At 63.5% G+C, this 17,946-nt stretch carries 16 protein-coding genes and 1 pseudogene; 8 read left to right on the top strand and 9 right to left on the bottom strand.

What is annotated here, in order from left to right:
• Positions 1-110 precede the first annotated feature (110 nt).
• A complete protein-coding gene (locus ACX12D_RS20650) occupies positions 111-947 on the top strand; it encodes a LysR substrate-binding domain-containing protein (protein ID WP_459375384.1) in 837 nt (278 codons plus the stop codon).
• Between the two features lie 3 nt (positions 948-950).
• Here the strand turns inward: ACX12D_RS20650 and ACX12D_RS20645 are convergent, their stop codons facing one another.
• From ACX12D_RS20645 to ACX12D_RS20635, 3 genes are all read right to left on the bottom strand, one after another.
• Positions 951-2,183, bottom strand: coding sequence for an iron-containing alcohol dehydrogenase (locus tag ACX12D_RS20645; RefSeq protein WP_459375383.1), 1,233 nt, complete (start codon positions 2,181-2,183; stop codon positions 951-953).
• A 431-nt stretch (positions 2,184-2,614) separates the two neighbouring features.
• The gene (locus tag ACX12D_RS20640) at positions 2,615-2,944 is read right to left on the bottom strand and encodes a GlcG/HbpS family heme-binding protein (RefSeq protein ID WP_459375382.1); all 330 of its coding nucleotides are present in this window, start codon (positions 2,942-2,944) and stop codon (positions 2,615-2,617) included.
• 64 nt (positions 2,945-3,008) lie between these two features.
• Entirely contained in the window at positions 3,009-3,785 is a 777-nt protein-coding gene (locus ACX12D_RS20635; protein ID WP_459375381.1) for an SDR family oxidoreductase, read from the bottom strand.
• A 247-nt stretch (positions 3,786-4,032) separates the two neighbouring features.
• Between ACX12D_RS20635 and ACX12D_RS20630 the strand changes: the two genes are divergently transcribed.
• Positions 4,033-4,287, top strand: a complete 255-nt coding sequence (locus ACX12D_RS20630; RefSeq protein WP_459375380.1) for a hypothetical protein — start codon at positions 4,033-4,035, stop codon at positions 4,285-4,287.
• Here the strand turns inward: ACX12D_RS20630 and ACX12D_RS20625 are convergent.
• From ACX12D_RS20625 to ACX12D_RS20615, 3 genes and pseudogenes are all read right to left on the bottom strand, one after another.
• Positions 4,260-4,400 (bottom strand): enoyl-CoA hydratase-related protein, encoded by a 141-nt coding sequence (locus ACX12D_RS20625; RefSeq protein ID WP_459375379.1) that lies wholly within the window; start codon positions 4,398-4,400, stop codon positions 4,260-4,262. The genes ACX12D_RS20630 and ACX12D_RS20625 overlap by 28 nt on opposite strands.
• A 127-nt stretch (positions 4,401-4,527) precedes the next feature.
• A complete protein-coding gene (locus ACX12D_RS20620; RefSeq protein ID WP_441631068.1) occupies positions 4,528-4,884 on the bottom strand; it encodes a SpoIIAA family protein in 357 nt (118 codons plus the stop codon).
• Between the two features lie 257 nt (positions 4,885-5,141).
• A pseudogene (locus ACX12D_RS20615) lies at positions 5,142-5,228 on the bottom strand (hypothetical protein); the annotation flags it as partial.
• Positions 5,229-5,501: 273 nt separating this feature from the next.
• Between ACX12D_RS20615 and ACX12D_RS20610 the strand changes: the two are divergent.
• From ACX12D_RS20610 to ACX12D_RS20600, 3 genes are all read left to right on the top strand, one after another.
• A complete protein-coding gene (locus ACX12D_RS20610) occupies positions 5,502-6,407 on the top strand; it encodes a LysR substrate-binding domain-containing protein (RefSeq protein ID WP_459375378.1) in 906 nt (301 codons plus the stop codon).
• A gap of 368 nt (positions 6,408-6,775) precedes the next feature.
• Positions 6,776-8,200 carry an argininosuccinate lyase gene (gene argH, locus ACX12D_RS20605; RefSeq protein WP_459375377.1) on the top strand — a complete coding sequence of 475 codons (1,425 nt, stop codon included), beginning with the start codon at positions 6,776-6,778 and terminating at the stop codon, positions 8,198-8,200.
• 35 nt (positions 8,201-8,235) lie between these two features.
• Positions 8,236-9,222: a Bug family tripartite tricarboxylate transporter substrate binding protein gene (locus ACX12D_RS20600; protein ID WP_459375376.1), complete on the top strand. Its 987-nt coding sequence runs from the start codon at positions 8,236-8,238 to the stop codon at positions 9,220-9,222.
• A gap of 51 nt (positions 9,223-9,273) precedes the next feature.
• On the opposite strand, the gene ACX12D_RS20595 is transcribed toward ACX12D_RS20600, so the two are convergent.
• From ACX12D_RS20595 to ACX12D_RS20585, 3 genes are all read right to left on the bottom strand, one after another.
• Complete coding sequence (locus tag ACX12D_RS20595; RefSeq protein WP_459375375.1) at positions 9,274-9,984, bottom strand: TetR/AcrR family transcriptional regulator; 711 nt, start codon at positions 9,982-9,984, stop codon at positions 9,274-9,276.
• Between the two features lie 145 nt (positions 9,985-10,129).
• Positions 10,130-11,449: an MFS transporter gene (locus tag ACX12D_RS20590; RefSeq protein ID WP_459375374.1), complete on the bottom strand. Its 1,320-nt coding sequence runs from the start codon at positions 11,447-11,449 to the stop codon at positions 10,130-10,132.
• Positions 11,450-11,651: 202 nt separating this feature from the next.
• A complete protein-coding gene (locus ACX12D_RS20585; RefSeq protein ID WP_459375373.1) occupies positions 11,652-12,809 on the bottom strand; it encodes a porin in 1,158 nt (385 codons plus the stop codon).
• Positions 12,810-13,175: 366 nt separating this feature from the next.
• Between ACX12D_RS20585 and ACX12D_RS20580 the strand changes: the two genes are divergently transcribed.
• The 3 genes from ACX12D_RS20580 to ACX12D_RS20570 are packed head-to-tail and all read left to right on the top strand — an operon-like array spanning position 13,176 to position 17,882.
• On the top strand, positions 13,176-15,521 hold the full coding sequence (locus ACX12D_RS20580; protein ID WP_459375372.1) for an arylsulfatase: 2,346 nt from the start codon (positions 13,176-13,178) through the stop codon (positions 15,519-15,521).
• Between the two features lie 11 nt (positions 15,522-15,532).
• Complete coding sequence (locus ACX12D_RS20575) at positions 15,533-16,786, top strand: alkyl sulfatase dimerization domain-containing protein (RefSeq protein WP_459375371.1); 1,254 nt, start codon at positions 15,533-15,535, stop codon at positions 16,784-16,786.
• A gap of 40 nt (positions 16,787-16,826) precedes the next feature.
• Positions 16,827-17,882 carry a Bug family tripartite tricarboxylate transporter substrate binding protein gene (locus ACX12D_RS20570; protein WP_459375370.1) on the top strand — a complete coding sequence of 352 codons (1,056 nt, stop codon included), beginning with the start codon at positions 16,827-16,829 and terminating at the stop codon, positions 17,880-17,882.
• The last annotated feature ends 64 nt before the right edge of the window (positions 17,883-17,946 follow it).

The following is a 17,946-nucleotide window of genomic DNA, read 5'->3' as shown; positions in this document are numbered from 1 at the left end:
GACAATGCCTTTTTTCTGCGACTCGTTTTTAGTTCTGCTAAAGTCTAACCATGCAACGCGCCCGCCTACCCCTACTCGGACTGCGTGCCTTCGAGGCCACTGCACGCCACTTGAGCGTATCGAAGGCCGCCTTGGAACTGTGCGTCACGCCCGGCGCCGTGAGCCAGCAGGTCAAGCTTCTGGAGGACACGGTCGGCGTTCCGCTACTTCGCCGCAAAGGTCGCTCGGTGGAACTCACGGATGCGGGCCAGGTGCTACGGCCCGCGCTCACGCAGGCTTTCCAGACGATCGAGCTGACACTCAATGCGATCGCGCGTCGCCCTCGGCATGACACCCTTAAGCTGTGCCTGCTTCCGACGCTGGCCGAGAAGTGGCTGATGCCGCGGCTCGCACGCTTTCACGGCGCGAATCCAGAGGTAGACATCCAGATCATGACCAGCTTCCGCCCCATCCACTTCGAGGCCGAGGACGTGGATATGGCGTCCTTCACCGGGAAGGACTTGCCCACCGGGCTGGAAGGCGTACGCCTGTTCGACGACGAGTTTCTGCCCGTTTGCAGCCCTGCTCTCCTGCAGCGTTACAAGCGGCTTGCGGCGCCGCGCGATCTGGCCCGTGCAACCCTGTTGTACTCGGTGCGGCGCATGGACGACTGGCAGCGCTGGCTCGCTCTGGCCGGTGCGCCGGACCTTCGTCCACAGCGCAGCCTCTCATTCGAGAACTCCTCGCTCGCGATCCAGGCGGCGGTAGATGGGCTCGGTGTCGCCGTGGTGCAGCGCGCGTACGTGACGGACCTGCTCAAGTCCGGCATCCTGGTCGCGCCCTTTGACCTGGTGGCGCACAGCGAAAGCGGCTACTACCTCGTGTGGTCGGCCGCGCGTGCGGCGAGCCCAACCTTCCGTTCGTTCCTGCAATGGGTGCTGAAGGAGGCCGGGCGTAACGCGACCTGAGATTCAGCGGGGCGCGATCGTGCGCGTTATGCAGGCGAGCAAGGTGTCGGTGTGCCTATCCAGCTGTCGGTCGTGGTTGGCGTTGTAGTTGCGTAGCGCAAAGCCGAGGAGCTTAGGTGCGTCCGATGACGGGATGCCGCAATCGCCGAGATCGATGGGCCAGCCAAGTTGCGAGAAGGCAAGCGCCACCCGATCGGCAACCTGGCCGGCCGGATCCGGATCCGTGACCTCGAGCTCCAGGCCGAGCGCCGCGCCAAGGCTACGGGTAACCTCCGGCACCACCGCACCAAGACCGCGGATCATCGCCGGCGCGAAGGCCGCGTAGCCCCGAGACTGCGTCACGCCGGGATAGTGATTGAATACGCCCACCGCCGTTGCATAGGCGGCGCGGGCCAAGAGTTGGCACGACCAAGGTTGGCCGCCATCTTCTTCGTCGCGGTTCTGCAGCAGCGCCGCGGCGCAAAGGTCGATCAGCGCGCCTCTGTCCGATGTCTCGCCCAGCCGCGGGTAAGCGTCGCGGGCCAGCTTCCATGCCTGGAGGCGGCTCGCCTGCACGAGCGGGTTGGCCGTCGCCATCGCGCCCATGCACATGAGCGCCCACCAGTAAATCTCGAAGCTGGTCGAGCGTGCGAGCGACAGGGGCGCTGTGGCAAGGGCCTCGGAATCCCAAAAGACCGCCCGCGGCCGCGTCTTGGGATCGAAGAACTCCAGGTGGTGCACCGCGCCGTGGCAGCGCACGGCCGAGCCACTGCGGTTTTGCGCGGACGTGGGCGACGTAAGGACGTTGAAGATCGGCACTTTTGGCGCTGGCAAGCGCCGGCTTACGGGAGGTGCCCCCTCAATGTGCACAGTCGCCATATCCTCGAGCGGGCGGTTTTCGCCCAGTAGCATCGCGACTACGCGCGCGCCTTTGATCACGCTGCCGGCGCCGACCGCGATCAGCGCATCCGCCTCGACCTCTCGTGCTATGGCAGCGGCCTCTTCCACGCATTCGGCAGGCGCGCCCTCAGAGATCGCAGCGAATACGCCGGCGATACGTTCGCCGGCGAGAGCCTGGAGTCTTTGAATCAGCGTTGTGTGCTCACGTACGCTGCGGCCGCAGAGCACAAGAGCCCGCGAGATGCCGAGCCGTTGCAATTCCTTGGGCAGCGCCGCCAGCGCATCGGCACCGGCGTAGACCTTCAACGGGTAGTTGCGAGCTTGGAAGTTGTGGCTGGAGAGTTCGCTTTGGTACATGTCGCTGTCGTGAAAGGTTGATCGAGAGTCCGCCCACAGTGGGCGGCACGCGCGGAATCCACAATGCAGAATCCAGCGCGGCTCTGTTGAGGGGCGCTAAAAGGAGAAAGCGGCGCGCGCAGCCGACTGTCATTGACGATTGCGTTCAGTGGTCCCACTAGCACGCGGATACAGCTCATCCCGATTCGCCGCGCATTGACCAACGCCGGGGATCTCATCCCAGCCCGGGGCGTTGTCGCAAAAACTGGATCTTCCGGCCGGGGGCAAACTTGATGGCGAGTTCGGCAACGATGCGCACCGTCTCGCCCACCTGGCTCAGGCACGCCCAAAGTTTGCGGCGATACCCTGTCCCGGCACCATTACTCACTCACGCGCTGTTCCGCCGACCCTCTTTTGCGCCAACCCGTGAAATAGCCGGCCTAGCGATGGCCCTATTCCGCAGTGGCCAAGCAGGCGAGAGCAGCGTCCTGTTCGGGAGTGCCGCCCGATACCCCCAGGCCGCCGATCAACGCCCCGTCGGCGTCGAACAGTGGCACGCCGCCGCCCACAAGGAGTAGGCCACCGTTGTGGATGTGGTCGAAATGCAGAAACGGTTTGCCGATCTGCAACGGCGCGTTCAGGGCTTCGGTTGGGGCCTGGAACATGACCGACGTTCGTGCCTTAGCGATGGCCAGCTCGTTTGATGCCAGCCAGGCACCGTCCATCCGTGAGAAAGTCACCAGGTTCGCACCCTTGTCAACGACTGCGAAGACTGCGTTCATGCCGGTCTCCTGCGCGGCAGCACGGCCCCGAGCCACGAGACGGTGGGCGTATTCGAGCATGAGGTCAGGCATTCTGGGTCCACTCCGTTTCCTGCCACTGCTTCGCGGCGTCGATTGTGTCGGAGGGGCGCATCGTGCGGTAGAGATGCTCCTCGGCCGAAAGGATTTCGACCATCGCGTCGATCATCTCCTGGGGGGCAGCCTGATTCGCGAGGGCGCCTGCGAAGTCCGGCATCGGAACGACCGCGCGGTCGGCGTCGTACCACTGCGTGTGGCTCTCCGCGCCGGTGTCGTTGAAGCCGGTCCCGAACACACCGGGGTTCACGGTCGCGACCTTGACGCCGTACGGCGCCAGCTCGGCCTTCATGGAGCCGGCGATGGCCTCGATGGCGTGCTTCGTGGCGCAGTACACGCCAACGAACGGAATGACGAGGATCCCACCCATCGACGAGGTCCACACCACCTTACCGGACTTGCGCGCCACCATCTTCGGGACGATGCCCTGCGCCAGCTTCATGTGGCCGAACACGTTGATCTCGAACGATTCGCGCACCCGCTGCATCGGGATGTCGACGACCGATCCGCTCTCCATCACACCGGCGTTGAGCACGAGAACGTCGGGGTTGTAGCCCGCGGCGTGCGCGATGTCGATGTCGTCGAGAAGGTTGAGCTTGATGACTTCGAGCTTGACACGGGCGTCCGCTGCGTCTGCGCGCAAGCTTCGCACCTGGGGCCAGGTTTCGGCGGTCGCGACGACCTCGTGCCCGCGGCGGGCGAGCTCGATGGCGGCACCGCGGCCGAAGCCGGAGCTGGCGCCCGTGATCAGAATCTTCTTTGGCATGGTTGGTTCATTCCTTGTGTTTGATGTCTATGCAGGCCCCATGACAGGGGTCGCTTGCAGAACCAGCCCTCGAGTGCTGCGTTGTTCAGTGTAGGTATCCCGTCTTCTGCAAACAACGCAGTTTTTTTGTCGAAACTCTTTAGCCCGTCTAAATCGTGTGGGCCGCTGGCAGCGCGCCTCCGCGAGACCTGCCCGGGAACTGCTGCGGCGCCGGGGTCCTTGCGATGGCCATCAGCATCCCATCGCGATGCGCGTCGAGCAGGCGGTCATGGTTGGCATTGAAGTTCCGCAGCGCCAGCGCGGGCGCATCTCTCGTTGTCGGCGGCAACGCTTGCTGCGCAAGCCTAGCTTTGCGCTCACCGCGCCCGTTCCCGCGCAACTGCTGATTTGCTATCAAAACCAGTTTGTTAGCGGAGATGTGGCGGATTTTTCACGAATTGCGGCCAACCCTCAAAGTCAGGCTAATGACCTGCACTACGGGCCGGTTCCGATGTTGCAATAGGCCATTGTGAAATAAGCGTCGATGGCCGCGATGACCAAATCGCAACTGTTCATCAACGAGAACCCGAAGCCGGCGATCGCACCGCGCAGGCTGGCAATCACCGGCTTCTCCATGCGTCGGATCCGGATGAGCGATTCATGAGCGTCCGCGATAAGACGCGGCACAGCCGATACGGCCCACCGCACGCGCGAGCAGCTCAGCATTAAGCGAATCTCGACAACGAGATTCGCCGGGCGGCGCTCAGGCGTTGATCCAGGCGCGCGCCTGATCCAGCTCGTTGACGTGGAACGCCTTGACTTCGGCCTTCGTAAAGAACCGCGCCAGATGCATCGAGGCGTGGATCCACCCCGCGTCGGCCACCACGGCGGCGCGCGTGATCTTGCGGGCCACGGAAACGCCGAGCGTCAGGTCGGTCCACAGTGCCTTTGGCTCGATGCCGGTGAAATGCTCGATGCGTTCGAGCACGCGGGTCTTGCCGTTCAGTTCGAGATCCCCTCGCAGGCGCTCGATGGCTTCGCGCAGATCGCGGTCAGTGATTTTGCCTTCGACGGAAATCTCGACGACAGGGGAATCGGGGTCGGTGTGATACAGGATCATGGCAGCACCACTTGGCTGGGGAGGCGTTACACGCTCAGGCGCGGACAAACCTAGCGTTCGATCACTTTCTGATGGTACGCCTTTTCGCACGGCTCGGATCGCAGGGGTTCCTGGTTCGCCAGAGCTGGGCCCGGGAACTGTGAAGGAAAAGCCACTAACCGTGAGACGTGCCTGTTCCGCCTCAAATTCATTGGGCAACGGGTGTACAAAGAATCATGGCCTTTGGCGCCCGTTGCAACGGTTTCCGTCGATGCGACGGCATGGTTCACGTATTCGATAGCTGCATCAACAACGCCATACAGGGTAACGCTCGATTGCGCATGCACACGGCTTGCAGTCCGCATTGCCTCGGCAATGGCAAGGTACCGACACGTCGTTCAGTGGTCTCCTCGTGGGTAGGGACGGCTCTGTCCCATAGAATGGCGGCCATGCTTGCGCCGTTAAATTGCTTTGTTGTTTTGGCTCGATGGGGCGTTGGAAGCCCATGACAAAATTCTGACGCTGGTCTCTCTTGTCGAACAACCCCAGCCAGGGTTGGACGCGCATAAGAGAAATTTGTGGGTGCGGCAACGTGCCTCGTTGTACGCTCGTCCCCGAAATTCTTCGCCTAGCTACCTATGCAACTGAATCCCCGCCAACTCGAAGCCTTCCGTAGTGTGATGGTGTCCGGCAGCATGACGGTGGCCGCCGAACGGCTGAAGATCAGTCAGCCTGCGGTGAGCGCGCTCATCAGGGATCTCGAGAAGAGACTGGAAATTCGTCTGTTCAGGCGTGAAGGCAATCGCCTTATTCCAGGGGCGGAGGCCCAGCGGTTGTTCCGCGAGGTGGACCGGTTTTACCAGGGTATGGAGCAGATCGAGCGCGTGGCACTGGACCTCAAGTCAGCGCGCATCGGTACCCTGCGTGTTGCTTCCATGCATACGTTGGGATTGAGCTTGCTCAGCGAAGGCGTCAGGCAGTTCTCACTCTCCCGCCCCGAATTGGCCATCTCGCTGGACGTTCGCAATTCTCTAGGCGTGCTGGAGCTCGCCGCTGCGCACCAAATCGATATCGGATTCGTTCAGATGTCCGGCGACGAATACCCAGGGGTCGATGTCCTCCCGCTACCCAGCGTCGCGGCGGTCTGCGTGCTCCCTCGTGGCCATGCCTTGGCCCGTAAGAAGTCATTGAAGATTAGCGACCTGCAAGATGAGCCGCTTATCTCTCTGAACCGCAATAGCCCGGTGCGTATGCGACTGGAGATGGAGCTCGACGCCGCCGGAGTGACATGCAAACGCTCGGTGGTCACATCGCTCGGTCACGTGGCATGCAGCCTGGTGGCGGGCGGACTTGGCCTGACTGTCGTCGATCCCTTCACCGCTCGCAGAGTGCAAGATCCGGGCGTGGTCTGGCGTCCGTTGTCACCGGCCGTGCAGTTTCATTTCTCCATGGTTTTGCCCTCCCACCAACCGCGATCGAAGGTTGTTGAAGACTTCATCAGGGTGGTCAAGGCGCTCTTCAAAGCGAGCGTCGACTTGCCCTAGTCCACGGTAAGCGGCACCGGAGCTGCGCGTCGCGCAGAAGATTTTCTTATGTGCGTCCAACCCTGTCTGTAGTTGTGCCTCCCGGACCAAAGATTCATCATCCAGTCATGGAATCGGACTAGCCGAACTCACCGCGGCGCGGTCTTTCAGCGAAGGTTCATTCCTATCTTTCGCCCGGCGCGATCTGCATAAAGCGCGCCGGGCGAGGCCCCCGTCTGAACCGTTTTTTGCTAGGTAGAGAAGCGCCGCCGCATGGCCAGGCGCCGATTGCCTCGCTCGCTACCATGACATCGACTTCCCACGAAACACTACTTGCCGAGGCTCGGCTAAGTTCGCCCCCCGCCTCCCGGCTTACGAAGCACTACGTCTTGCCTGGACTCGAGCGCGAACGCAGGCAGTTTCACGAGTTCGTCGCCGTTGATCTTGCCCATACCACCATGCTCGTGGAAGAAGGCATTCTTTCCGCGGAGACCGGCCGCGCCATCCTGGGGCAGTTGCTGACCATTCGGAAAATGCAGCCTTCCGAGTTTCCAGTGGATGCGCGCAAAGGCAGCTTTCTGCTGCAGATCGAGTCGTATCTCTTCAGCGCTCTCGGCGAGGACGTGGGTGGCCAGATGCACACTGGCCGCAGCCGGATCGATCAAGGCGCCACGGTACGTCGCCTGTACAAGCGCAACCGCATTCTGGATGTGATGGACCGGCTGAACGCGTTCCAGGATGCGATTGCCGAGCAAGCGCGCCGTCATGCTCACACGATCATGCCCGGCTACACGCATATGCAGCAGGCCCAGCCTTGGGTGTTCGGACACTATCTGCTGAGCTTCAGCGCCCGCCTGCATGACAGCTTTGAGCGTCTGGCTCAAGCCTATGGGCGCGTCAATCGTAATCCATTGGGAACCGTTGGTCTTGCCGGCACCTCGTGGCCGCTCAACCGCGCGCGAACCACGGAACTACTCGGATTCGATGGCCAAGTCGAAAACTCAAAACTTGGCCGCGAAGCTTTTGATGCGGCAGATGCCATCTGCGCACTGTCGTTCATCATGGCCGATCTGAACGATCTGGCTACCGATCTGCATATCTGGTCCAGCACCGAATTCGGATTGGTTGAATCCGACGATAGCTACTGCGGTACAAGCAGCATCTTCCCGCAAAAGAAGAACCCGGTCGCTCTGGAGACCATCAGGAAGGCCGCCGGTCCCGCCGTGACATGGCTGGGCGCTGCCCTGGCGACGTTCCGCGCAGAAGGAACGGGCGATCAGGCCATGCGCACCGTCTCTCATATCGATGAAGCCTTGGCAACGACCGAGAGCATGCTTGATCTGTTCACTGGCGTAATGGAAACGTTGATCGTGCACCAAGATCGGATGGCCGAGTCGCTCAAAGGAAGCTGGTGCACCGCAAGCAATCTTGCGGATGTGATCGTGCGTGAACGACGCCTGTCTTTCCGCCAGGTGCACCACATCGTCGCCCGCGCAGTGCGCAACTGCGTGGCGCAAGGACTGCTCCCCGATCAACTGACCAGTGATCGTCTCGACGAAGCTGCACGCGAAACGGTTGGTATCGCATTGAATCTGGGCGACGCCGCGGTGAGGGACGCGCTCGATCCGGTTCGCTTTGTCGAGACCCGGATTACGGACGGCAGCATCGGGCCGCACCAGGTAGCAAGACTGCTCGAGCGTGCAGCGCAGGAGCGAGCCGCGGATCAACAATGGGTAGGTGAGGCACGCAGCCGATTGAGCCGTTCGCAACAGGCACTCAACGAAGCCGTGGGCGAGCTGGTGGCTCAAAAGTAAATGCTTAAGAAGAGATACTGAAGGAGACGCAGGTTATGTTGAAGTTGAAGTCGAAATCGAAATCAAAATCGAAATCTATTGCCTTGTTCATGTCCGTCGCGGCACTCTCACTGGGCGTTCGCGCAGAGACCTATCCCTCGAAACCAATCATGCTGGTGGTGCCTTTCGCCGCAGGCGGTACGGTGAACATGATGGGTCGCCTGGTTGCCGAGCATATGGGGGAAAAGCTCGGTCAGCCAGTTGTCGTCGACAACAAGGCCGGCGCGGGTGGTGCGATCGGCGCCGGATTCGTCGCCAAGGCCGCCCCGGATGGATACACGCTGCTGCTGGGCTCGATGGGACAAGCCGTTCAGCCTCTGCTTACCAAGCGGCTACCGTACGATCCCAAGAAGTTGGTCCCGGTTGCGCTGTTCTCGACCGTGTCGAATGTGCTGGCCGTATCCAGCACTGCTCCCGCGAAAAGCGTCTCGGATCTGATTGGCTATTCGAAGGCGCATCCCGGCAAGCTGAACATGGCATCGGCTGGCATCGGCTCGATCAATCATCTGATTGGTGAACTGTTCATGTCCAGAACCGGAGCCAATTTCGTGCACGTGCCGTACAAGGGCGCTGGCCCCGCCGGTGTCGATCTGCTCTCGGGGCAGGTACAACTGATCTTCGCGAATCTGCCGAACGTGCTGCCTTTCGCGAGGGCAGGAAAGGTCCGCCTGCTGGCAGTCGCCAGCGAAAAGCGTGACCCCGCCATTCCAGACGTACCCACTTTTGCCGAGGCAGGTGTAAAGGATGCGATTGTCGAATCATGGTACGGTTTGATGGCACCTGCCGGTACCAAACCGGAAGTCATCAAGAAGCTGCAGGATACCTTGCTGGTTGTGACCAAAGACAAACGCTTCATTTCCCAACTGGCGGAGCAGGGAGCACGACCGTACCCTGGTTCCAGTGCGGACATGGCCCAACTCATGGAAAAGGAAGGAAAACGTTGGGGTGAGGTGATCGACCACGCCAGGATCTCGGTGGACTGATTCACCCAACTCTGAACTTTGGTCGTTTGACTCTGAGCTGCCGGCCTCGCGTCAAGCCGGCCGGCTCCTGCTGCGCGACACCGTCCGCAGCTTGCCGATGGGCGCCATCAGCGCGGCGGTGCAGTAATCCACCAGGTCCGCGACGGGAGGCTGGCCGCGCTTTGCAGGGCCTTGGGTCTGGCGGCACCACTGCGCCAGCGAATAGACCACGCTGTTGTTGAACCACATCTGGCGGTTATGCAAGACCTTGCGCGGGATGCCGGGCAAGGCAGCGGCAATCATCTTCCTGGCCCGCAGCACGCCAGACATCGCGTCGAAATCGATCATTTCCGCGTTGAGCAGGCTCGGGCTGAAGGTGGCCTGCGCCAGCACCTGCACATAGAGCGCGCCCCAGGGCGTGTCGCAGATGGTATCGGCAAGCGCGCTGATCGATGCTTCCACGATGGCCCGCACATCGCCACCCAGGCCGGCCGCCTCGACTTCGTCCAGGTAGTGGTTGCGCACCTTGTTGATATGGGTCAGGCGGAAATTCAGCAACTGGCTGACCAGCGCCTCGCGCGAGCCAAAGTGATAGTGCAGCGCCGAGCGGTTGCGCTGGCCCGCCTCGACCACGATCTGGCGCAGCGGCACCAGTTCGACGCCATGCTCGGCAAACAGGCGCTCGGCGATCTCGAGCATGCGCCGGGCAGTCTCGCTTTCCAGCGGATTGCCGGTGGTCTGCCCGGCCTCGGCTGACGCCTTTCGCGCCGGCGGCTTTTCCATTAGCGCGCTATCGGCAAGGACCGTTGCAAGAGAACGCTGGCGTCCATGGCTCATAAACTGTTGTTCCCATATTTTAATATTTGGAATTATGGGTGCAATGCCATCAAGCGGGCAAGCATGCCGCCCGCGTCTGAGGCAAGTATGACTAGCCGCGCAAGCGCCGCAACGAGCGCTCGGGATTCTGGCCCAGCACGCCGATGATGGCGCCAACCAGCATGACCGCGCCGCACACCGTGAAGCCAAGCTCGAAGCCGTGCGCGCCGACATGGCCCTGCACCTGCACGAGGCGCCCCATCACCACCGGCGCGATCGCGCCGGCGCTGGTCGCCACCGCCGTGCTCAGCGCGATGATGGCGCTGCGCTGCGCATCGGGAACGATCTCGGCAAGAATGGCCGGCCCGACCGCGAACGCGACCGGCGGCAGCGTAGCGGCCAGCGCCAGCAACGCCACCTTCCCCCCCGGCGCAAGCGAAAGCAGCGGCAGCGCCAGGAACAGCAAGCCGCCGGCGCCCACGCAAGCGCTGCCGAACACCGCCCGCGCCACGCGCGAGGAAGCGCCCCGCCGCAGCAACTGCTGCGAGCACCAGCTCAGCGTCAGGCTGACCGGCACGCCAACGGCCACGATGACCGCGAACATCCTGCCGGCGGTCACATCGTCATATCCCAGCCCCTGCTCCAGGTAGGACGGCATCCAGGTCAGCACCAGGGCGAGCCCCCAATACGCCGCGAAGCCGGCCACGAAGCCCGACAACACGGTCGCATCCGTGAGCAGCCGGCGGTAAGGCACACGCCGGCCCGCTTCGCCGCGCCGCACCGGCTCGGCCTGCAGCGTGCCTTCGCGGCCGAAGCACAGCCAGCCCAGCGCCCACAGTGCCGACGCGGCGGACAGCAGGAGGAAATTGGCGCGCCAGCCCCAGTGCTGCGTGATGAAGGGCACCGCCAGCCCTGCCAGCAACAAGCCGAATACCGCACCCTGGTTGATCAGGGCCACCGGCAGGTTGCGCTTCTCGTGTGGGAACCACTTGTACAGCGCGTGCACCGATACCGGAAATCCCGGTCCCTCGCCCGCGCCGAGAATCACGCGCGATGCCAGCAGCGCCGCGGCGCCGGAGGCGAACGCCACCGGAAACTGCACCAGCGACCACAGGATCGCCATGGCCAGCAGCAGCCAGCGCGCCGCCACCCGGTTGCCGATAAAGCCCACGATGGCCGCCGACACCGAGAACAGCCAGAAGAAGCTGCCCGCGATCAGGCCGAACTGCGTCGGGCTGAGGTGAAGCTCGCGCATGACCGGCACGGCCACCATGCCCAGCACGACTTTGTCCAGGAAGTTGATGGAGGAGAACACCGTGAGCCAGGTGGCCATTGCCCATGCCTTGCGGGGCTGGTACGCGTCGGCGCGCACGGCGGCACCCTGGTCGCGCATGGCGCCCTGCGGCGGGGAAGTCGTCAACGAATCCGGCATGGTTCAGTACTCCATGGCGCATGCGGCGGGCACGCCGAGAACCGCCTCGGGTGCCGCACCGATCACCTTGAATTAATCCCCAGGATTATCCCGGGCATCGAGCTTAGTTATAATCGAACGCAGCGCACACTGGGGTTTTCCCCGTATGCGCCGGATCGGCCTGGCGTGCGGCGCATGCAGCGCCGCACGCGGGACAGCGTCCTCAGAAGATCGTGCGGATACCCAGCGAAATGCCGAGTTGCCCGCTGGCGCCGGGCGTCTTGTAATACGTCTGGGCGGTGGACGGCAGGTAGCCGACCGACTGCCCGTTGGGCAGGTAAGCGATGTTGTCCCAGTTCAGCGAAGCATTGCGCGCATACATCGCCGCGGCGAAGAAATCGGTCCGCTTGGAAATGCTGTAATCCGCCAGCGCCAGATATTGCTGCGGATTCTGCGGCTTGACCTTGGTGCCGGCGATGGTGGCCTGCTTGATGTCGTCGTAGTAATAGGCCAATGCCAAGCGCAGCGCCGAGGTCGCTTCCCAGTTCAGGCCCAGCCAGTACATATCGTCGCGATGCGGCAACAGCGTAGGCGTACCGGTGGCGGGCGCCACCGAATTGCCCCAGCGGTAGCCACCCATCAGTTTGACCTTGCCCAGCATATAGCTCGCGCCGATGGCGGCGCGCATGTCGCGGCCATAGTCGTTCGAGCCGGAGGCGCCGGTGGCCTGGGCAGTGTTAAGCGTCTTCACCTCGTCATAGGCCACGCCAAGGCCAAAGCCATCGGAAAAGTACGAGGCGCCGATGCCATAAGCCGACCCCGCGGCCAGGCTGCCGCTGCGCTCGCCAAGGGACCAATGCGTGTTCAGCGAGACCCCGCCGAACTGGCCCTGGTACTGGACCATGTTGCTCTCGCGGAAGTTCGGACCGGCAAAGCCCACTACCGGTTCGAACTCGGGCGCGTAGGCCGCGGGCATGAAGTTGCCCATGGTCAGGAAGGAAGACGTGTACTGGCGCCCGAAGGTCACCCGCCCGTAGCCGCCCTTCAGGCCCACAAAGGCTTGCCGGCCGAACAACAGGCCACCGCCAAGCTGGCCGTTGTCGGTGTTGAACTGACTTTCCAGCACGAACAGGCTCTGCAGCCCGCCGCCGAGATCCTCCACGCCGCGCAGGCCGAAGCGCGACTGGGCGATGCCCGACGAGTTCATCAGGTATTGGGAGCCGCTGCCCGGCGCCAGCACGCCGTTGGTCACGTTTTGCGCATGGTTCACGTACTGCATGCTTGCGGTCACGACGCCGTACAGCGTCACCGACGATTGCGCATAAGCCCCCTGCCCCAAGACGCTGGCAGCGGCCACGGCGAACAGCACTTTCTTCTTCATCAGTCTTCCTCCGTTGTGTTCGTTGAAGGGATCGCACATGGACATGCGTGCCGCGCTCGAGCGCGCCATGCCTCCGTTTAATCCGATGTCTTAATCTGTAATTCAAGAGATTAAGTGCGCGAATCCGTTCAGGCATCTGGGGATTTCCCGATCGCGCTGCGTCGTGTCCCCGGCTCATCACCGGTGGCGTGCATCCTGCAGCACAATTGCGGCAAAACTGCGCCATAGTTGCGGCCAGAACGCCACATGACTGGCGGTCCGCGCATCAGCGCGCTAGGGATAATTCTAAGTATTAATGCAGGAGATTATTGCTATCCTGACCTGCCCAGTACACGTATGCAGCGCCCAAACATGGAGAGAGACAGCATGGAAAAGCCCGAAAAGACCGAGGCCGGGTCCGGTATCGGCACCTACAACACCACCCCCGGTGCGGGCAGCCACCTGCCCTTTCCCGCGCCGCCCAGTGCCAGCGTGGCCGGACGCAAGCTGTCCGAGTCCACCCACCAGCGCCGCAAAGCGGAGCCGCTGCTGCGGGACGCGCCCAACGTGATGATCGTGATGCTGGACGACGCGGGTTTTGCGCACCCGGATACCTTCGGCGGTGAAATCCATACGCCCACGCTCACGCGGCTAGCCGATAGCGGCATCCGCTACAACGCCTTTCATAACTGCGGCGTGTGCTCGCCCACGCGCGCCTCGCTGCTCACCGGGCGTAACGCGCACCGCGTCGGCTACGGGCATATTTCCGAATACGCCACGGACTGGGACGGCTACGTTGGGGTGATTCCCAAAAGTGCCGGCACCCTGGCCGAAGTGCTTCGGGCCTGGGGCTACAACACCGCCGCCTTTGGAAAATGGCACAACACACCGGCCAACCTGACCACGCCGATGGGCCCGTTCGACCGCTGGCCCACAGGTCACGGCTTTGACCACTTCTACGGCTTCCTGGGCGGCGAAAGCTCCCAGTACGAGCCGCGCCTGGTCGAGAACACCACGCTGATCGAGCCACCGCATGACGAGAACTACCACCTGACCGAGGACATGGCCGCGAAGGCCGCGCGCTGGCTGCGCCGCCATAGCGCCATCACGCCGGACAAGCCATTCATGATGTACTGGGCGCCTGGCGCGGTGCATGGGCCACATCAGGTCTTCCAGGAATGGACCGACAAGTACAAGGGCAAGTTCGACGACGGATGGGATGCCTACCGGGAACGCGCTTTCGCACGCCAGAAAGAAATGGGCTGGATCCCGGAATCCGCAGAGCTCACGCCGCGCCCCGACACCCTGCCAGGCTGGGACAGCATCCCCGAAGCCGAACGCCCTTTCCAGAGGCGGCTGATGGAAGTCTATGCGGGCTTCCTGGAACATACCGACGCGCAGCTTGGCAAGATCATCGACGAACTGGAACGCCTGGGCTTGCGCGAGAACACGCTGGTGTTCTTTGTGTTCAGCGACAACGGCGGCAGTGCGGAAGGACAGAACGGCACCGTTGTCGAATTGCTTGCGCAGAACCGCATCCCCAGCACGATCGAGCAGCATCTTGACGTTCTGGACGGCCTGGGCGGGCTCGACGCGCTGGGCGGCCGCAAGACCAGCAATATGTACCACGCCGGCTGGGCCTGGGCCGGATCCACGCCATTTCAGAGCACCAAGCTGATTGCCGCCCACTTCGGTGGCACGCGCACGCCCCTGGTGGTCTCGTGGCCGCGCGGCATCAAGCCGGATAGCGTGCCGCGCACGCAGCTCCATCACGTGAACGACATCGCGCCCACCATCTACGACATCCTGGGCATCACTGCGCCGCTCGAACTCAACGGCGTGGCGCAGGATTCGCTGGACGGCATATCGATGGCCTACACCTTTGCCGAGCCGGCCGCGGCCGGCCGCAAGGGGGTGCAGTACTTCGAGGTCGCCGGCAGCCGCATGGTGCATCACGATGGCTGGACGGCAGGTGTGTTCGGGCCGCGCATTCCCTGGGTTACCGTGACACCAGGGCTGGATACCTGGGATCCGGACAACGATGTCTGGGAGCTGTACCACATCCGCGCGGACTACTCGCAGGCACGGGACCTGGCCCAGGAACAGCCCGGGAAGCTGGCGCAGATGAAGGATATGTTCGCCGCGCAGGCGGGGATCAACAAGGTCTATCCGCTGGGCGCGGTCTATCGGGTAGTGATCCATCCGATAGACCGCGTTGCCCCCAAGCAGACCGCCTGGCGCTTTAGTGGGGACATCACGCGCATTCCCGAGAACGCCGCGCCGAACATCCGCTCCCGCGACCACATCGCCACCGTGGATGCCGAGTTCGGCGAGCGCGCCAGCGGCGTGCTCTACGCCATGGGCGGATTCAACGGCGGCGTCAGCCTCTTCATGGACGACGGTTACCTCGCCTACGAATACAACATGCTGGGGATGTACCGCTACAAAGTGCGCTCGCCCGATCGCCTCCCTGCAGGCAGGCACGCCCTGGAGATCGAGTTCACGATGTCCGAAGGCCACGCGCCCAGGCGCGCCGCCAGCTATGTGCTGCGCGTGAACGGCGCGCGGATTGCCGCGACGGAGGTAGGCATCACGGTGCCTGGCGCCTTCAGTGCGTGTGAAACCTTCGACGTCGGGTGCGACCTCGGCTCGCCCGTCGCGCACGAGTATTTCGACCGCGCACCGTTCCGGTTCAGCGGCACCATTCATGAAGTCTGGCTGCGCTACAAATAAGGAGACAGAACATGCAAGACATCGAAGACCGCCCTTCGGCACTCGTGACAGGCACTGGCTGCGAGGCCGTGGCAGAAGGCGTATGGCTGCTGCACGGCCAAGGCCAGTCGTTCGTGGCCGACGTTGGCGGCGGCTTGCTGGTAGTGGATGCTGGCCCCGGCGGCAAGGTCACGCGCGGCATGATTGCCGCCCTGCGCGCCAGTACGGACCTGCCGGTCATCGCCATCTGCTTCAGCCACGGCCACATCGGCTACAACGCCGGCCTGCCCGAATGGCTGGCACATGCGAGCGGGCGCGGGGAGCCGGCGCCGCGCGTGATCGCCCACGCCAATGTGATCGGCCGCCGGGCCCGTTACCAGGCCACCATGGGCCTGCAGGAGCGCATGGCCGAAATCCAGTTCCGGCACCGCGCCGGCGCGCTCGCCGGACGCCTGGTTTGCCCCGCTCCGACCGAGACCTTCACCGATGGGCTGACCGTCGGACAGGGCGCGCGGCGCGCCGAGATCATCTGGGCCCCGTCGGAAACCGACGACGCCATCGCCATCTGGCTGCCGGGCCCCCGGCTGCTGTACGGCGGCCCGGCCGTCATCGATTCGATCCCGAATATCGGCACACCTTTGCGCACCCTGCGCGACACCGTGCGCTGGGCCGAGACGCTGGAGCGGCTTGCCGCGCTCCAGCCAAGCACGGTGGTACGCGAGTTTGGCGCAACCCTTGAAGGCAGCGAATCGTGCCAACACGTCCTGACGCAAACGGCGCGCGCGCTGCGCTGGCTGCGCGACGAGGTTGTCAGGCTGATGAATGCGGGCTGCGGCGAGCGCGAGGTACTGGCGTCGCTGGAACTGCCGCCCGAGCTGTTCGACCAGCCCTGGATGCGGCCGACCTATGGCGATCCGAGTTACATCGCACGCGACATCTACCGCTCGGAGAATGGGTGGTGGGACCGCAACCCGACCTCCCTGCATCCGGCACCACCCGAGCGCGCGGCCGCGGAGATCGTCGCGGCCATCGCCGACCATGACGCCGTGATCCGCCATGCAGAGGCGCTGGCAGAACGCGGTGAGACCCAGCTCGCCCTGCATGTGATCGACGTGCTGGCCACCGCGCGCGACGATACGCCCACGCTCGCCAAGGCAAGGTCGCTCAAGGCATGCTGGCTGCGCGAGCGCGCTGGCCAGGTCCGAAGCTATGTGTCGCGCAGCCTCTATACGGCAACCGCGGACATGATCGAGCAAGGCAACGGGCACGCCTTCGGCATTCGCTGACGCTGGCACAGGCCCCTCACGGGCTCCAAGGGAGAGAAACATGTCCAACATCGCAAAGCATTGCCCATCGCCCAACCCTGTGCGGGGCGGCGTCGTCACACGACGGCATGCCATGCGCTGCCTCGGCGGGATCGCCATGGCGGCATTGGCAAGCGCCGGCAGCCTGGCGGCGGCTGGCGCGGCCCATGCCGAACCCGCCTGGCCAGCGCGGCCTATCCGCCTGGTTGTGCCGTCTTCGGCCGGTAGCGGCACCGACCTCTTTGCCCGCCTGCTGGCCGAGCGCCTGGGCAAGGCGCTCAAGCAAAGCATCGTGATCGACAACAAGACCGGTGCTACCGGCATGATCGGCAATGATGCCGTCGCCAAGGCCAAGCCGGACGGTTACACGCTGTTGTTCACCTATGCGGCGTCCGTGGTAATCAACCAGACCCTGCAGCCGAAGCTGCCCTACGATGCCTTGCGCGACCTGATCCCGGTGGCCCAGGTTGGCTCAGGGGGCAATTTCCTTGTGGTGTCGCCGGATTTCCCCGCGCGCAACCTGAAAGAGTTCGTCGCCTACGTCAAGGCCAATCCCGATGCCTACGACTACGCCTCCTGGGGCGTAGGCTCCGGCGGCCACCTGACTATGGAGTCGCTCAAGATGCAGGCCGGCATCAAGCTGCGGCACGTGCCATACAAGACGGTGCCGCAAATCCTGAACGACCTGCAGGGCGGCATCGTCAAGGTGGCCTTCGTCGACTCTTCCTCGCCCTTGCAGTTGATCCGCGCCGGCAAGATACGGGTCCTGGCGCTGAGCGGCACACGCCGCGGGCCGGCCCTGCCCGACCTTGCCACCATGACCGAGCAGGGCTTTCCTTTTAACACCGATAGCTGGTATGGCATGTTCGCGCCGGCCGGCACACCGGCGCCGATCGTGCAACGCCTTAACGCGGAGGTGAACCGCGTGCTGGCCGACCCGGAGATGCGCGAGCGCTTCATCCAGTTGAACATGTCCGAGATGCCGCCCAAAAGCAGCGAGCAGTTCGCGCAGACCGTGCGCAGCGATATCCGGACGTGGAGCGAAGTCATCCGAGCAAACCACATCAGCGCCGAGTAGACGCTCTGCATCGCCGGATTGCCAGTCACCAACCTTGGCAGACGCCGCATGCGCTCCGGCTGGC

Source organism: Cupriavidus sp. PET2-C1 (assembly GCF_054515855.1).
Note: the sequence above shows the minus strand (reverse complement) of the source record. Positions and strands in the feature narration are given on the sequence as shown.

Excerpts from the sequence above, each read along its gene's own strand:
- ACX12D_RS20645 (WP_459375383.1), bottom strand. The coding sequence starts at position 2,183 with ATGTACCAAAGCGAACTCTCCAGCCACAACTTCCAAGCTCGCAACTAC.
- ACX12D_RS20640 (WP_459375382.1), bottom strand. The coding sequence starts at position 2,944 with ATGAACGCAGTCTTCGCAGTCGTTGACAAGGGTGCGAACCTGGTGACT.
- ACX12D_RS20635 (WP_459375381.1), bottom strand. The coding sequence starts at position 3,785 with ATGCCAAAGAAGATTCTGATCACGGGCGCCAGCTCCGGCTTCGGCCGC.
- ACX12D_RS20630 (WP_459375380.1), top strand. The coding sequence starts at position 4,033 with ATGCGCGTCGAGCAGGCGGTCATGGTTGGCATTGAAGTTCCGCAGCGC.
- ACX12D_RS20625 (WP_459375379.1), bottom strand. The coding sequence starts at position 4,400 with ATGGAGAAGCCGGTGATTGCCAGCCTGCGCGGTGCGATCGCCGGCTTC.
- ACX12D_RS20620 (WP_441631068.1), bottom strand. The coding sequence starts at position 4,884 with ATGATCCTGTATCACACCGACCCCGATTCCCCTGTCGTCGAGATTTCC.
- ACX12D_RS20610 (WP_459375378.1), top strand. The coding sequence starts at position 5,502 with ATGCAACTGAATCCCCGCCAACTCGAAGCCTTCCGTAGTGTGATGGTG.
- ACX12D_RS20600 (WP_459375376.1), top strand. The coding sequence starts at position 8,236 with ATGTTGAAGTTGAAGTCGAAATCGAAATCAAAATCGAAATCTATTGCC.
- ACX12D_RS20595 (WP_459375375.1), bottom strand. The coding sequence starts at position 9,984 with ATGGAAAAGCCGCCGGCGCGAAAGGCGTCAGCCGAGGCCGGGCAGACC.
- ACX12D_RS20590 (WP_459375374.1), bottom strand. The coding sequence starts at position 11,449 with ATGCCGGATTCGTTGACGACTTCCCCGCCGCAGGGCGCCATGCGCGAC.
- ACX12D_RS20585 (WP_459375373.1), bottom strand. The coding sequence starts at position 12,809 with ATGAAGAAGAAAGTGCTGTTCGCCGTGGCCGCTGCCAGCGTCTTGGGG.
- ACX12D_RS20580 (WP_459375372.1), top strand. The coding sequence starts at position 13,176 with ATGGAAAAGCCCGAAAAGACCGAGGCCGGGTCCGGTATCGGCACCTAC.
- ACX12D_RS20575 (WP_459375371.1), top strand. The coding sequence starts at position 15,533 with ATGCAAGACATCGAAGACCGCCCTTCGGCACTCGTGACAGGCACTGGC.
- ACX12D_RS20570 (WP_459375370.1), top strand. The coding sequence starts at position 16,827 with ATGTCCAACATCGCAAAGCATTGCCCATCGCCCAACCCTGTGCGGGGC.